The organism is Haematospirillum sp. H4485, assembly GCF_012102745.1.
Classification (GTDB): Bacteria; Pseudomonadota; Alphaproteobacteria; order Rhodospirillales; family Rhodospirillaceae; genus Haematospirillum.
The window spans coordinates 114,988-127,857 of sequence record NZ_JAAVSY010000006.1; the positions used below are offsets into that span (position 1 = coordinate 114,988).

Genomic DNA, 12,870 nt, shown 5'->3' on the forward strand with positions numbered 1-12,870 from the left:
ATGCGGGCCAATGATTCAGATTATCAGGGGCTTCTTTGCGAAGAAGCTCCCCGTGGACTGCGGCCCCCGGGCCCTGCAGGAGCAGGAAATCCTCAGCTTCTCAAAGCCTTGGCACCCGCGTTGGCAGCACTGCACAACCGGGCGCTGGATCTGGTGGAAGAGGCGGATCCATCCACTGCGTTTACAATGCTGGAGGATCAGGAACGGGAATGGGGCCTTCCTGATGAATGTTCGCATGGGCGGGCAACGACCTTGCAGGAACGCAGGCAGGCCCTGCTCGCACGGCGGCGGGCACGAGGTGGCGCAACATTGGCCTGGCTCCAGGCGCTGGCTGATGATCTGGGCTACCAAACCACTCTTGTCGAACATCGTCCGTTCGTATGCGGGCAGGCGACATGCTCCGAAAGCGCCCTGAATGGTGGGCATGCCATCAGGCGCTACATCCGCGTTACGGTCCATGGCCCGCGCGTGACCCTGTTTCGGTGTGCAGACAGCCAGTGCCTGGATCCGCTTGGAAAGATCGCACAGGCAGAGGATCTGGTCTGTCGGTTACGAAAGATGGCGCTGGCCCATCTTGATCTCAAATTTTCATATGAAGGAATATAAATCATGCGCTGTGTTGGGCCGGTATCCGGCATGACAAGTACAGGGCCTGTTCTGGCCGAGGATGGAACACCGTTCGTCAATGTCAATCCTGCTGCCAACACCCCCGGTTCTGCGGTTCCGGCACAGGTGTTCAATGTCATCCTGCAAGAGTTGACGCACCTTGTGAGGCATGCGGGCCTGTCTCCTTCCACAGATGACAGTGATCTGGAGCAGGTCCGAAAGGCTGTTGAGGCTCTGATTGCAGCAAGACGCGTTGATCCTGAAGACGCCACCCCCACCACGCGCGGCATTGTTCGTCTGGCGACGGCGGATGAGGTCAGTGCCGGGACGGATGCGCAAAAGGCGGTCACGCCTGCGGCGCTGGCGGGCCATCTCTTGATGCAGAACGCCTTCATCAAGGCCGATCCGGACAGCGTGGTGTTCACCAGGACCGCTGCCAACGCGATCAGCCTGAAGGCCGGAACGGCTGTGGACGTACACGGCAAGGCCATCCCGTTCACGACTGATACGGCGGTGGTGATGCCAACACTGACCCCCGGAACCGACTACGCGGTGTACGTCTGCGCCGATGGCTCCGTTCGGGCCGATGCCAACTTCAAGGTTCCGTCCGGCTATACGGCAGCCAACTCGCGCAAGATCGGCGGCTTCCACTATGCGCCCGGCGGCAACGCGACGGCACAGGCGGGCGGCGACACCAGCCCGGCGATCAACCCGTACGCGCTGTGGGATCTGAAGTTCCGCCCGGCGAGCAAGGACCCGCGCGGCATGACTCTGGTGGCGGACAGCTTCTGGGCCGATATCTATCTGCTGGGTGTCAACCACAATACGGACGGCACCAGCAAGTATGGCGTCACCATTGCCGATGGTGCAAGCCCACCGAAAATTCCGGGCCAGTTCGGAGGCAATGGCTCCCGGACCTATAGCTCGCTCAACTGGTGGGAAGCCGCCGAGGTGATGCAGGCGCATGGCAAGCAGCTGCCGTCGTATGCCGAATTCGCGGCGCTGGCCTGGGGCACCACCGAGGCTTCTGCGCCGGGTTCTGACCCGCGATCCACAGTGCTGAACGCAGCGTATACCTCGAAATGGGGCGTGGTCCAGGCGACCGGGTGTATGTGGGTGTGGGGGCGTGATTTTGCCGGTCCTTATGGTTCCACAGATTGGAAGGCGACGGGTGGCCGTGGCAGTACCTACCAGATGTCGAACGCCGTGATCCTGGGTGGTGAAGTTCGCTATCCGTCTTATTCCGGTGGACGCTGTTCGAACTGGGGGCACCCGGCATTCAGCGCCTACCATTACATCAGTGCACGCGGCGTCTGTGCCCACCGGATTCTTCCCTGACCTTCCCAACGGAGTTTTTAACGGATGACCATCATCAACACCCGTGCCGATCTGGACGCCATCAAGGGCACACCAACCCACGCTGAATTCATGCGCCTGCTGCGCGGCACCATGACCACCATGACCGACACCCGGACGTACCCGGAAAACTACGGAAAACCCGAATACAAGGGGCCGAAACTGGACCCGGTCTGGGTCGAGGTCGAAAGCCTGGAAACCATCACCCGCTTCGGCTTCACAAAAGAAGAACTGATGCAGGAAAGCCCCGATATGGGTGGCACCGAGTAGCTACGCACGAGGATTTCATGGAGATCATTAACTGGGTGCCTCCCGATTGGCGGGGGGCGCTGGCGGCCAGCGCGTTTGTTCTGGTCATGATTGCCTTCTGGCCAAGACGACAACGGCTGATCGACATGGTGCTCGTGCGTCTCGGCTGCTCTGCGCAGGAAATCAGCAATGTTGAGCACATTGACAAGCGGCTGTGGAGAGAAGCTGACATCAAGGATTCCGGGCTGCCCATACCAATTATCTGTATCGACCGGAAATACCGGGTGCGCGTCTATAACCGTGAGGCCGAGAAGCTGGCCGGACATCCATGGAATGCAGCCTATCGAGCCGATGTTGGTTTGTTACTGACCGAACAGGATGCCGCCGTTCTACGTCATGAACTGGGTGCATACTTGCGCGACAGACACGGAGACAATGCATTGCGCATGGTCGGTGCAAAACGCTCCCTTGGCGTAGAGCGCCCCGATGGATCCATTCTGGCGGTCACAGCCAGTATCACGGACTTTGGCAATGGTCATGGCGGCTGGCAAATCGCGCTTCTGGAAAGCGGCTCTACTGGTTCTGCACGAACACTAAGAGACAAGTGACGATCGGGTAGCCGCCTGTTCCTGCGGTTTTACCGGCATCGGAATCGCACCCACCTTTATCCATCTTGACCTGTGTGGAACAGAGTTCCACGCGCCACGTCCTTTGGTGTGGACGTATTGAACGGAGATTCTCATCATGGGGCCAGTTGTAACAGCGCTCCTGCCTATTCTTGGCGGCCTGCTGGACCGCATTATCCCAAATTCTGCAGAAGCAGCAAAAATAAAGATCGATATGGAACGGCAGCTGATTGAGGCAGCTGAACAAGCCGCGCGGTCACACAATGAGGTTAACAAGATTGAAGCCGCAAGTGGCTCCAGCTTCCGGGGCGGCTGGCGGCCCTTTATTGGGTGGGTATGCGGCTGCGCCCTTGCGTTCCAGTTTTTTGTGGGGCCGCTGTTCTTTTGGGCAGCATCTGCATTTGGTCTTGCTCTCCCACCGTTACCGCAGCTCGACAGTATGCTGATGGAGCTCATTTTCACGATGCTGGGAGTCGCAAGCCTCAGAACAGTCGAGAAGATGCGAGGCGTCACATGAGATTCCCGGCAACCCTGCGACTCCGAAAAAAGGATACATTTTTGGATACTTAATTGGTTACTTTTCTGGATACATTCAACAAAGATCACAGAAATAGTTGTTGTTTATCAATGCATTGGTATTTTTCCTGCTTTGGTTAGGAGATTGTCGAGTGCGCCATAAAAACCCCCGCGACTGAAACGTGTCGCGTGGGTTTTTGCTTTAAAAACAATGCATTAACGGGACCCCTTCTGCCCCCCTCCGGGTTTGGGATACGTTAAACAGCGCGTTTTTGGATACATTTTTGGATACATTGGGATCGCAAGGTGACCAGTCGCTATATCGTACAACAAGGGCGTACACTCTATTTCCGGCGACGGGCACCCATCGATCTGGCACCTCAGCTGGGTCGTTTTGTGAAGATTGCGCTCGGCACAGACAGCTTCGATGTGGCACGGCGGCTTGTCGGTCACATCAATACTGCCGTCGATCAATCTATCGGGTTTCTTAACATCAGAAATACAACCTATAAGAGCTTCCTGTTTTCATGATATAGCTGGTGGGCCCTGTAGACAGTTTTCATTGGGATACCAAATGTCTCTTGGCTTCATTATTCGTGTCACAGGAGGTAACGGTGGTCACTGCAATCCATAAAAAGTTTGGTATAAGATTATGCTTGCGTGCAGCGTCCTTGGCGGCTTTCTGTATTTTTGTTGGCGGCATTTGGTCATCAGTTTACGCTGCCCAGAAAGTGACCTTGTACGGTGATAATGACTACGCACCCTATTCTTTTGATCGTGGTGGTAATCCCGGCGGTCTGTATGTTGATGTTTTACAGGAAGTGGCCCGTCGTATTGCTGGGGATTACGATGTTTCCATAGTGATGGTCCCATGGAAGCGTGGCCTGAAGGGTATGGAGACAGGAGAGATTTTTGCTCTTTTCCCCCCTTATCTCCGCAAGGTAGAGCGCCCCTATATCAGCGTGTATTCCGAGCCTTTGTACGAGGAGGTCGTTGCAGTCTTCTGTACACCCGAGGCTGCAACCCGTGTGGTCGGGCAGTCATTCCCTGAAGGGTACGCCGGCATGCTTTTCGGTAACAACTTGGGCTTCACAGTTGCTGGCGAGGCCTTCCAGAAGATGCGTGATGCCGGCGCAATCCGCGTAGAGGACGCCAATGGGACAGAAGTGAATATCAAGAAGCTCCTCGGAGCTCGTGTGGATTGCTATGTCAATGACCGGCTCTCGGTCCAGAGTGCTGTCAAGGCTGCAGGGGGCTCAGGATCCGAAGTTGTCGAGACAGCCGTTGTTAACGCAGAGAAGGCTTATGTTGGGTATTCAGCGCGGGCTATTGCCATGACGCCTTGGGCCAATGATTTCATAGAGAAACTGAATGGCGCGATCAGGGCAATGAGAGCAGATGGAAGCTTGCAGCGCCTGATGACCCGGTGAGTTTTTCCGGTCCATCACGGGAGGAGTATGGCCCATACCTGGACTGCATTATCTCTGTTCATAGGTTCTTTGCCGAATGTCTCTCTTCCAAGGTTCTTTGTAGAACAGCGTAATTATCAGACCGGAATTGCTCCAGAATTCTTTCGACGTGTTCACCTGTTAAGCCCAGATTTGTCAGGGAAGCTCTTCCTAATTGCAGGCTTGCCTCCAGCGTTTCAGGTACAGCACACGTTGCCCCGGCTTGGGTCAGATCACAGGATTGTTCGTGATCCCGCGCCCGGCAGTGGATCGACAGCCTTGGATACATATGGTGGATAGAAGCCAGGGCACGTGCTGTGGAGAGGGGGTCATCCATCGTTAGAATGACCAGGGCAGCCTTGTCGGCATGGGCAGCACGCATGACCTCGGGGCGGCTTGCATCGCCAAAGAAGACAGGGTAGCCCTTGCTGCGCCCCTGAATTACTGCATCAAGATTATGATCAAAGGCTATGTAGGTCTGTCCGGCTGCATCCAGAAGCGAAGCAACGATGCGGCCAACCCGGCCAAATCCGGCAAGGATGATGTGCCCACTGCCTTCTTCTGACGGGATGGTTACGGGGGTATGATAATGGGACTTGCTTGTGGTTTGCTCCATCATACGTGCCAGACGATGTCCGGCCGCCGCCAACGCGGGCGTTGTTGCCATGGAAAGAGAAACCACAAGGATCAGAAGGTCTGTCAGGCCGCTCGCAATCGCTCCCTGATTTTGTGCAAATCCCAGCAGAACGAAGGCAAACTCCCCTCCTTGTGACAGGAGGAGTCCAACCCGTACGGCATTACTCCAGGAAAGTCCAGCAAGGCGTGCCAACGGAACCAAGATTACGGTTTTAATCGTGAGAAGTCCGAGTACCAGCCCGGCAATCTGCATCCAGCTTTGTGCCAGAAGACCAAAATCTATGGCCATGCCGACGCCCATGAAGAAAAGTCCCAGCAGAAGCCCCCTGAACGGCGTGATATCTGCCTCGATCTGATGGCGGAACTCTGAATCGGCCAGAAGAAGGCCGGCGAGAAACGCACCCATAGCCATAGACATGCCGGCGTGCTCTGTAAGCCACCCAATACCAAGGACAATCAGAAGAATTGTAGCGGTGAAGACCTCGTCACTGTGGGAGCGCGCAACAATATGCAGGAACGGACGCAACAGGAACCGCCCGGCCAAGGTTACCCCGGCTAGAATGGCTGCCCCTTGCACGATTGCCAAACCCAGCGATGCTGTAAGGGCTACATTCTGGATAGACAAGATAGGAACCAGGGCAAACAGAACAGGCACCATAAGGTCCTGCAGCAAAAGGATAGCAAAACCACTTCGGCCATAAGCTGTTGCGAGTTCCCCCCGTTCGGACAGCGTTTGCAGCCCCATGGCCGTTGAGGAAAGTGCCAGCCCCAGACCGGCGATCACAGACATGGCGGCGGGTGTTCCCAATGCCCAGGCGCAACTGCCCAGAATGGCGGCGGTTAGCGTGACTTGTGCCCCACCCAGCCCGAAGACCTGCCGCCGCATCAGCCACAGGCGGCTTAACTTCATCTCTATGCCAACGATAAACAAAAGAAAGGCCACGCCAAACTCAGCCGGTCTCTGGATATCCTGCACGGATGAAATAAGCCCCAGCCCCCATGGTCCGATAATGGCCCCGGCGGTAAGGTAGCCAAGGACACTTCCCAAGCGCATGCGTCTGGCCAAGGGCACGCAAATAGCGGCCGCAGCAAGCAGTGCAAGAAGTTCTGTCAGCTGGTTTGTATCCGCAGTCATGGATCAGTGATAAGGCACCCGTTCTTGTATCGGCTAGAGCCGCCTGTCTATTGTGCCTGTATAAGGAGAGCAAGGGCAACGGGTTATGCCATGCAAAGACACGTCTTGCCTTCAGTTGCCGGGAAGTGCCGCCTGGTCATTCTTCTTGCCGGCTTCGTTGTCGAGATTTCCGCCGACTACAGAGCGAATCTGCCCCTCCAGGAACCGGGCGCGACGTCGTTCTGCCCGTGCTGCCTTGCGGGCAGGTGCTGCGGCAATCCAACCCAGCGCAAGACCAATCAGCAATCCTGTTGCCAAGGGGGCAAGGGCAAGCAGATAGAGGGGGAGTTCGATGACCCACGGCAGAGGCCATAGGCCAACCTGAACGGGTTCATGGTTGGCGGCCGCAAACAGAACCATGGCTACGGCCAAGGGAATGCCAGAAAGCCAAGAAAGAAACCGCAGCATCAGGATTTTGTGTTCAGAAGCTCACGCAGCTGTTTGCCGGTTTTGAAGTACGGAACAGCCTTCTCCGAAACCTCAACAGATGCTCCGGTACGTGGATTGCGCCCCAGACGGGCATCGCGCTTCTTGATTGAAAATGCACCGAACCCGCGCAGCTCGACCCTGTCTCCATTCGCCAAGGCTGACGAAATTTCGTCGAAAATTGTCGAGACGATGCGTTCAATATCTCTCTGGTAAAGATGCGGGTTTCTTTCGGCAAGCCGCGCGATCAATTCTGATTTGGTCATGTAACGTTCCCCTCTTTCAGGTCTGTCAAGGTACCCCGAACCCGACACGGGACAACAGCGTTTCGGCAGAATTATCGCACGGTGGCAATACGCACCGTCAGGAAATTCATGAACGGCAGCATCCTGCCAAAGGACTGCTGGAACGTCAAGTATAACCATATATGAATAAACACCTTTTAGTAGTTCTGTGATTCTTTTCGTCTATCAGGACAAAACAACATGAAAAGCCCTCCCGTACGCATGGTACCGGGAGGGCTTTTTTCTTGCCCGGTTCGCCCCGTTTATTCCGGAGGCGAACCGGGGGGATCACAAGGTTCAGTCAGCCTTGCTTTTTTCTTCCTTGGCCTGCTTCAGGGCAGCGCCAAGGATGTCACCCAACAGGGCGCCGGAATCCGTGGATCCGTATTCCGCCATGGCCTGCTTTTCTTCCTCAAGTTCGCGTGCCTTGATCGACAGGCTGATCTTGCGGGTCTTGCTGTCAATGGCAGTGATCTTGGCGTCGATCTTTTCACCGACGGCAAAGCGTTCTGTACGCTGCTCGTTGCGTTCACGCGACAGGTCGGACTTGCGAATGAAGGAAACTGCTCCGTCTACTTCCACCTCAATCCCGTTGTCCTGAACGGCGGTGATTACGGCGGTAACGGTCTGTCCCTTGCGCAGGCCAGAGGCAGCAGAGGCAAACGGGTCTTCACCCAGCTGCTTGATACCCAGCGAAATACGCTCCTTCTCGATGTCAACATCCAGAACCTTGGCCTTGACCATGTCGCCACGGTTATAGGCCTTGACGGCTTCTTCCCCGGACTCAGACCATGACAGGTCGGAGAGGTGGACCATCCCGTCAATTTCGCCGGGCAGGCCAACAAACAGACCGAATTCGGTGATGTTCTTGACTTCACCTTCAACTTCCGTGCCGGCCGGATGCTGGGATGCGAAGTTTTCCCACGGGTTGCCGGCGCATTGCTTAAGTCCCAGGGAGATACGACGCTTTTCGCCGTCGACGTCCAGGATCATGACTTCCACTTCCTGAGAGGTGGAAACGATCTTGCCCGGATGAATGTTCTTCTTGGTCCAGCTCATTTCCGAGACGTGGACAAGGCCTTCAACGCCAGCTTCCAGTTCGACAAAGGCGCCGTAGTCGGTGATGTTCGTCACGCGACCGATGAAGCGTGTTCCAACCGGGTACTTGGCGGCAACGCCTTCCCATGGATCAGCTTCCAGCTGCTTCATGCCAAGCGAAATACGCTGGGTTTCCGCATTGAAGCGAATGACCTGAACCTTGACGGTCTGACCGATGTTCAGGGCTTCGGATGGATGGGTCACGCGCTTCCAGGAAATATCGGTGACGTGCAGCAGGCCATCGACGCCGCCCAAATCAACGAAGGCACCATAGTCGGTGATGTTTTTGACAACACCGTCCAGAATCATGCTTTCCTTCAGGCCGGACATCAGCTTCGCACGCTCTTCGGCACGGCTTTCTTCCAGAACAGCGCGGCGGGAGACAACGATGTTGCCACGGGCGCGGTCCATTTTCAGGATCTGGAAGGTTTGCGGCTGCCCCATCAGCGGGCCAATGTCGCGCACCGGGCGAATATCAACCTGCGATCCCGGAAGGAAGGCTACAGCTCCGGACAGATCAACCGTGAAGCCACCCTTGACGCGTCCGAAGATGATCCCTTCCACGCGCTGGCTGGCGGTGAAGGTCTTCTCCAGATCGTTCCAGGCCTCTTCGCGGCGTGCCTTGTCGCGGGACAGGACAATCAGTCCGTCGCGGTCTTCGTAGCGCTCCACAAACACATCGATCTGGTCGCCGGCTTTCAGCTCGACTTCTTCTCCGGCGCGGGAGAATTCTTTCAGGGCAATGCGTCCTTCGGACTTCAGGCCGACATCAACAAGGGCAAAGTCGCCGTCGACGCGCAGGACCGTTCCACGCAGGACTGTTCCTTCAATGCCGCGTTCAGCGGACAGGGATTCATCAAGAAGAGCCTCAAAGCTCTCAAAAGTGGCATCAACCATAGGTAAACATCTTCCTTTCATACATTATATTTCCGGCCACGGGTTGAATCCCGAGGTCTTCCGCGACTCGCGGCCTATTACCCACAGGCAGCGTTGTGCCTGTCTACAACAAGACCCTTTTGCCGGACATAGTCCAAGGCAGCCAAGAAGGCCGCCTCAGCGTCCATGTCGGTGGTATCAAGCACCAAGGCATCCGCAGGGCGGGCCAAGGGTGCGACAGAGCGTTCTGTGTCGCGCCGGTCCCGTTCCCTGATATCGGCAAGGATTTCGGACTCTATACCCTCTATTCCCCGGTTCTGCAACTCCAGCAGCCGACGACGGGCACGTTCTTCTACGCTTGCGGTTATAAACAATTTGACCATAGCGTCCGGGCAGACAACTGTGCCGATATCGCGCCCATCCAGAACAGCCCCGGGTCGGTTCTCCGGTGGATTGGTAGCAAATGTACGCTGTAGGTCCAGCAGGGCATGGCGTACGTCGGGAATGGCGGCAACCTGGCTGGCGGCTTGCCCTGTTGCTTCGCTCCGCAGCTCGCTGTGTCCGGACAGGCGGCTGATTTCGGCTGGTGTCAGGGACCGTGCGGCGTCGCAGGCCGTTTTTGTATCGTCTGTACGGGCCCCGCTGCGCAGTACTTTCATGCCGACAATCCGGTACAGGATGCCTGTATCCAGATAAGCATAGCCAAGGGCAGAAGCCAGGCGGCGGGCCAATGTTCCTTTTCCGGCGGCAGCCGGGCCGTCAACGGTGACAACGACGGGATGTGTCATGGTTTCCTACTCTTCCGGGGCCAGGGTGATGCGGGCACCCAGGCTGTTCATAAGGTTCGCAAAATCAGGGAAGCTGGTGTCAATGGCGCGGGCATCATCAACAGAAACCGGCGTTCTTGTAGCCATTCCGAGGACCAGAAAGCTCATTCCTATGCGATGATCAAGCTGTACAGCAATCATCTTCCCGCCCTCTGGTTGCTTTCCTGTGCCCTGGATAATTAAATCATCGCCTTCTGTGCGGGCATTCACGCCACAGGACAGAAGACCGTCAGTCATCAGGGCCAGACGGTCGCTTTCCTTGACCCGCAGCTCCCCAAGGCCATTCATGCGTGTTTCACCGCTGGCAAAGGCCGCAACAACCGACAGGATCGGGTATTCGTCGATCATGCTGGGGGCCCGTTCTGCCGGTACATTGATGCCTTTCAGGGGGCTGTGACGGACGACAAGGTCGGCGACGGGCTCCCCGTTTTCATCGCGTACGTTCTCAAAATGGATGTCAGCTCCCATCTCCTGCAGGGTCTTGTAAAGACCGATTCGCGAGGGGTTGATACACACATTGGTCAAGGCTAGGTGACTACCGGGTACAATCAAGGCTGCTGCGATCGGGAATGCGGCAGAGGAGGGATCTGCCGGCACGCGGACGGTCTGCCCGGTCAGTTCGGGGTGTCCGGTCAGGGTGATGATGCGCCCTGCGCCGTTTTCCTCTACCTGGATGTCAGCGCCAAAGGCTTTCAACATGCGTTCAGTGTGATCCCGCGAGGGCGAGGGTTCTACAACGCGGGTTTGGCCAGGTGTATTGAGCCCGGCAAGCAGGATGGCACTCTTTACCTGTGCTGATGCAACAGGCAGTGTGTAGTCAAGGGGGAGGGGGCGTTTCGTCCCGGTTATGGTAACAGGAAGTCGTCCCCGTGTGCGGCTGAGAAAGCGGGCCCCTGTTTTTTCCAGCGGGTCTGTAACCCGTGCCATGGGGCGGCTGCGCAGGGATGCATCGCCGGTCAAGACTGCGGTGAAGGAATGGCTGGACAGGAGCCCCATCAGCAGTCGCGCTCCTGTTCCCGCGTTGCCCATGTCCAGAACATCATCGGGTTCGGCCAGTCCGCCAACACCCCGTCCGGAGAGAATCCACCGGCCGTCGGATTCCTTGCGGACGGTTGCCCCCAGCTTTTGCATGGCTTCGGCCGTCCGCAAGACGTCCTCTCCCTCCAGAAGTCCTTCAATAATGGTTTCACCAACGGATATAGCGCCGAGCATCAGTGCCCTGTGCGATATGGATTTATCGCCGGGAACCCTGATCGTGCCGGACAAGGGGGATGCTGCTTGTGACCGTAGGGTAACAGGACGCGCGGGTGCCGAACTCATTTGTAAACTCCGCTTATCGGTGCGCTGTGTCAGTGGGCGCAGGCCATCCGATAGCACAGAGAGGCGTTTGGTGGTAGAGATCATGCGGTGGTTTGTATCCCGATCTGTTTTTTGCTTTTGACAGGGGCCACGTTCGATGGCAAATGCGGCATTGACCGTATGACGTTCACAAGATCTGGAGGTTTTCTGGTGGCCAAGCCGGAATGGGGCAGCAAGCATACCTGCACAACGTGCAGCGCCCGTTTTTATGATATGTGTAAAGATCCTGTTGTGTGTCCAAAGTGTGGAGCCATCCACGAAAAGGATGCCGCGCCTAAAATCAAGCGTGGTGGCAAGGGAACCCGCGGAGATGCTCCTCGCAAGGTTGTTGCTGCCGTGGCTGCTGTGGGTGAAGACGACCTGGATGAACCGCTGCTGGACGATGAGGATGATGATGCCCTGATTGAAGATGCTTCGGATCTGGGTGAAGACGACGATGACATGGCCGAGGTGATGGACCATCTGGAGGCCGGCGACAGCGACGAATGATGTTATTAGGCTCCTTGTTGCGGGCCAAGTAGCACTCTGTGAAAACACCGGAATCTGCCCTCAGGTTTCCGGTGTTTTTCGTGTCGGCGGCGAAAAATGGGAACGCATGATTTTTCTCTTGCGAACCGTGCGTCAAGCCCTTATAAGTCCGCCCACACCGTGAGGACTGTCCCATAATTCCTCAGAAAAGCGGGGCTGTAGCTCAGTTGGGAGAGCGCTACAATGGCATTGTAGAGGTCAGCGGTTCGATCCCGCTCAGCTCCACCATACTTCAAAATGTGTATCAGATTGGTGGTATTGGTGGTGTGCGCTTTGTCGTGTGCGCCGACAGTAGGGCTGATTTGCGTGTGCTGAGGGTCCGGCAGGGTAGGCAGTCTAGGCAGATAGTTCCTATCTCTCCTGCGCTTTGTCCTTTGGTAAGGATAGGGCCAAGTCTCTCGCTGCACCGCAGCGTAAGAAGTCAGGTGCTGGTGACAAAAATGGTATTCGGAGGCAGCGATGCATTTGGTCTCGCGGCCATGCTGGGATCGGACGGAAAAATGTGACCTCGACAACTGGTATCAGCAAGGTTATTTCTCGATTTTTCACTCAGAAAAGCTCTACCAAGTATTTCTGATGGTTCCTTTTTTTTCGCATTATCTGTTTATCTACTTGGGTGGTGTGAGTTCTGCTCAGAAACCGTTTGAAAATGCTTGGAGCGACGCGGGATGTCGTGATTCAAGCTCGGAATGTGGACCCGAGAAACCCGCGCTCGCGTAGCGCATATCGAGCGGAAGCTGAAACGCTATCCGACCGATCCAACCGACGACGAATGAAATTATATCAGAGAGTTACTGCCGCCGGGGGCGCGACGGGGCCGTCGGCGGAAGGTGGATTTACGCGAAGTGCTTAATGCGATCC

At 56.3% G+C, this 12,870-nt stretch carries 14 protein-coding genes and 1 tRNA gene; 9 read left to right on the forward strand and 6 right to left on the reverse strand.

Going from position 1 to position 12,870, the window contains the following annotated elements; genetic code table 11:
- The 7 genes from HEQ61_RS06485 to HEQ61_RS06515 all read left to right on the forward strand — a co-directional run bounded on the left by HEQ61_RS06485 (nucleotide 1) and on the right by HEQ61_RS06515 (nucleotide 4,783).
- Nucleotides 1-606 (forward strand): putative phage tail protein, encoded by a 606-nt coding sequence (locus tag HEQ61_RS06485; protein WP_168021284.1) that lies wholly within the window; start codon nucleotides 1-3, stop codon nucleotides 604-606.
- Between the two features lie 3 nt (nucleotides 607-609).
- On the forward strand, nucleotides 610-1,944 hold the full coding sequence (locus tag HEQ61_RS06490) for a hypothetical protein (protein WP_209315732.1): 1,335 nt from the start codon (nucleotides 610-612) through the stop codon (nucleotides 1,942-1,944).
- A 24-nt stretch (nucleotides 1,945-1,968) separates the two neighbouring features.
- Nucleotides 1,969-2,232: a hypothetical protein gene (locus HEQ61_RS06495; protein WP_168021285.1), complete on the forward strand. Its 264-nt coding sequence runs from the start codon at nucleotides 1,969-1,971 to the stop codon at nucleotides 2,230-2,232.
- Between the two features lie 17 nt (nucleotides 2,233-2,249).
- Complete coding sequence (locus tag HEQ61_RS06500) at nucleotides 2,250-2,819, forward strand: hypothetical protein (RefSeq protein ID WP_168021286.1); 570 nt, start codon at nucleotides 2,250-2,252, stop codon at nucleotides 2,817-2,819.
- 136 nt (nucleotides 2,820-2,955) lie between these two features.
- Nucleotides 2,956-3,354 (forward strand): 3TM-type holin, encoded by a 399-nt coding sequence (locus HEQ61_RS06505; RefSeq protein ID WP_168021287.1) that lies wholly within the window; start codon nucleotides 2,956-2,958, stop codon nucleotides 3,352-3,354.
- Nucleotides 3,355-3,659: 305 nt separating this feature from the next.
- Nucleotides 3,660-3,884 (forward strand): DUF6538 domain-containing protein, encoded by a 225-nt coding sequence (locus HEQ61_RS06510; protein WP_168021288.1) that lies wholly within the window; start codon nucleotides 3,660-3,662, stop codon nucleotides 3,882-3,884.
- Nucleotides 3,885-3,967: 83 nt separating this feature from the next.
- A complete protein-coding gene (locus HEQ61_RS06515) occupies nucleotides 3,968-4,783 on the forward strand; it encodes a substrate-binding periplasmic protein (protein WP_168021289.1) in 816 nt (271 codons plus the stop codon).
- Between the two features lie 58 nt (nucleotides 4,784-4,841).
- Here the strand turns inward: HEQ61_RS06515 and HEQ61_RS06520 are convergent, their stop codons facing one another.
- The 6 genes from HEQ61_RS06520 to aroA form a co-directional block, all read right to left on the reverse strand.
- On the reverse strand, nucleotides 4,842-6,572 hold the full coding sequence (locus tag HEQ61_RS06520; protein ID WP_168021291.1) for a monovalent cation:proton antiporter-2 (CPA2) family protein: 1,731 nt from the start codon (nucleotides 6,570-6,572) through the stop codon (nucleotides 4,842-4,844).
- Nucleotides 6,573-6,683: 111 nt separating this feature from the next.
- Nucleotides 6,684-7,019 (reverse strand): lipopolysaccharide assembly protein LapA domain-containing protein, encoded by a 336-nt coding sequence (locus HEQ61_RS06525; protein ID WP_168021293.1) that lies wholly within the window; start codon nucleotides 7,017-7,019, stop codon nucleotides 6,684-6,686.
- Nucleotides 7,019-7,303 carry an integration host factor subunit beta gene (gene ihfB, locus HEQ61_RS06530; protein ID WP_168021294.1) on the reverse strand — a complete coding sequence of 95 codons (285 nt, stop codon included), beginning with the start codon at nucleotides 7,301-7,303 and terminating at the stop codon, nucleotides 7,019-7,021. The genes HEQ61_RS06525 and ihfB overlap by 1 nt, the downstream gene beginning before the upstream one ends.
- Before the next feature lie 315 nt (nucleotides 7,304-7,618).
- Complete coding sequence (rpsA, locus tag HEQ61_RS06535) at nucleotides 7,619-9,316, reverse strand: 30S ribosomal protein S1 (RefSeq protein ID WP_168021296.1); 1,698 nt, start codon at nucleotides 9,314-9,316, stop codon at nucleotides 7,619-7,621.
- Nucleotides 9,317-9,393: 77 nt separating this feature from the next.
- Entirely contained in the window at nucleotides 9,394-10,083 is a 690-nt protein-coding gene (gene cmk, locus HEQ61_RS06540) for a (d)CMP kinase (protein WP_168021297.1), read from the reverse strand.
- A gap of 6 nt (nucleotides 10,084-10,089) precedes the next feature.
- The gene (gene aroA / locus HEQ61_RS06545) at nucleotides 10,090-11,442 is read right to left on the reverse strand and encodes a 3-phosphoshikimate 1-carboxyvinyltransferase (protein ID WP_168021298.1); all 1,353 of its coding nucleotides are present in this window, start codon (nucleotides 11,440-11,442) and stop codon (nucleotides 10,090-10,092) included.
- Between the two features lie 189 nt (nucleotides 11,443-11,631).
- Here aroA and HEQ61_RS06550 point away from each other — a divergent pair, with 189 nt between their 5' ends.
- Nucleotides 11,632-11,970 (forward strand): TIGR02300 family protein, encoded by a 339-nt coding sequence (locus HEQ61_RS06550; protein WP_168021299.1) that lies wholly within the window; start codon nucleotides 11,632-11,634, stop codon nucleotides 11,968-11,970.
- Nucleotides 11,971-12,161: 191 nt separating this feature from the next.
- Nucleotides 12,162-12,237, forward strand: a tRNA-Ala gene (locus tag HEQ61_RS06555).
- Nucleotides 12,238-12,870: the final 633 nt, after the last annotated feature.

Coding starts and splice junctions, on each gene's coding strand:
- HEQ61_RS06490 (WP_209315732.1), top strand. CDS start 610: ATGCGCTGTGTTGGGCCGGTATCCGGCATGACAAGTACAGGGCCTGTT.
- aroA (WP_168021298.1), bottom strand. CDS start 11,442: ATGAGTTCGGCACCCGCGCGTCCTGTTACCCTACGGTCACAAGCAGCA.
- HEQ61_RS06525 (WP_168021293.1), bottom strand. CDS start 7,019: ATGCTGCGGTTTCTTTCTTGGCTTTCTGGCATTCCCTTGGCCGTAGCC.
- ihfB (WP_168021294.1), bottom strand. CDS start 7,303: ATGACCAAATCAGAATTGATCGCGCGGCTTGCCGAAAGAAACCCGCAT.
- HEQ61_RS06500 (WP_168021286.1), top strand. CDS start 2,250: ATGGAGATCATTAACTGGGTGCCTCCCGATTGGCGGGGGGCGCTGGCG.
- HEQ61_RS06495 (WP_168021285.1), top strand. CDS start 1,969: ATGACCATCATCAACACCCGTGCCGATCTGGACGCCATCAAGGGCACA.
- HEQ61_RS06485 (WP_168021284.1), top strand. CDS start 1: ATGCGGGCCAATGATTCAGATTATCAGGGGCTTCTTTGCGAAGAAGCT.
- cmk (WP_168021297.1), bottom strand. CDS start 10,083: ATGACACATCCCGTCGTTGTCACCGTTGACGGCCCGGCTGCCGCCGGA.
- HEQ61_RS06520 (WP_168021291.1), bottom strand. CDS start 6,572: ATGACTGCGGATACAAACCAGCTGACAGAACTTCTTGCACTGCTTGCT.
- rpsA (WP_168021296.1), bottom strand. CDS start 9,316: ATGGTTGATGCCACTTTTGAGAGCTTTGAGGCTCTTCTTGATGAATCC.
- HEQ61_RS06505 (WP_168021287.1), top strand. CDS start 2,956: ATGGGGCCAGTTGTAACAGCGCTCCTGCCTATTCTTGGCGGCCTGCTG.